This is a genomic window from Rahnella sp. ATs2 (assembly GCF_051851855.1).
Classification (GTDB): domain Bacteria; phylum Pseudomonadota; class Gammaproteobacteria; order Enterobacterales; family Enterobacteriaceae; genus Rahnella; species Rahnella variigena.
Genome location: NZ_JBLYPL010000060.1, coordinates 1 through 892, shown reverse-complemented (window position 1 = coordinate 892; position 892 = coordinate 1). Strand labels below are relative to the sequence as shown.

Here is an 892-nt window from a genome sequence, read left to right as displayed (position 1 = left end):
CGCTTTGGTGACCTTGCCGCTTATGGTCTGATCGGCGTTGATTTCCGTCGCGTTAACGATGTTGTCTGTCGCCACCGGGCTGATGCTGACGGACGGCAGCGAACTGTCGACCAGAATGTCGTGCGTCGCGCTGCCGGTGTTACCTGCCGCGTCGGTGCTGCTGGCGGTCAGGGTGTAATCCGCTTCGCCGAGTTTCGCGACGTCGGATGCCGGAACGTTCAGCGTCCACACGCCGTTAGTAACCGTTGCGGTGTAGTTCTGCCCGTTGAGGTTCAGCGTAATCACGCTGCCGTCGGTACCGTTGCTGGTGCCGCTGACGGTCAGCGCTTCGCCTTTTTCGATGGCGTTAATCACGTCGTCAGCCGCAACGGTATTAATAGTCAGAACCGGCGCAACGGTGTCGACAGTGACGTCGCGGGTCACGGAACCGTCGTTGCCTGCGGCATCTTTCACAGAAGCCGTTACGGTATAGCTTCCGTCGGTCAGGGTGCTGACCACGTTAGCAGGAACCCCGACGCTCCAGTTGCCATTGGCATCAACGGCTGCCGTGTAGCTGTAGCCGTCGATGTCAACGGTCACCAGCCCGCCCGCCGGAACGCCTGTGGAACCGCCGGAGATCATCAGGTTCTGCTGATGCTCCGCCGCGTTGATCACATCGTCGCCCGCCACCGTATTCACGCTGACGACCGGCGCGGTGATATCCACCAGCACCGAACCGCTGACGCTGCTGCTGTTACCGGCGACATCTTTCACCGTGGCGTTCACAGAGTACGTGCCGTCAGTCAGCGCCGAGGCGTCTGCCGCCGGAACTGAAGTGCTCCAGGTGCCGTCGGTGCCGACGGTCGCGGTGTAATCTTTGCCGTTCAGGGTGATGGTTACCACCTGACCGGCT

General features: G+C 61.4%; 1 protein-coding gene. It reads right to left on the bottom strand.

Going from position 1 to position 892, the window contains the following annotated elements; all coding sequences use genetic code 11:
* The coding region (locus ACJY2G_RS25500) for an Ig-like domain-containing protein (protein WP_439292383.1) at positions 1-892 on the bottom strand (892 nt) is incomplete at both ends.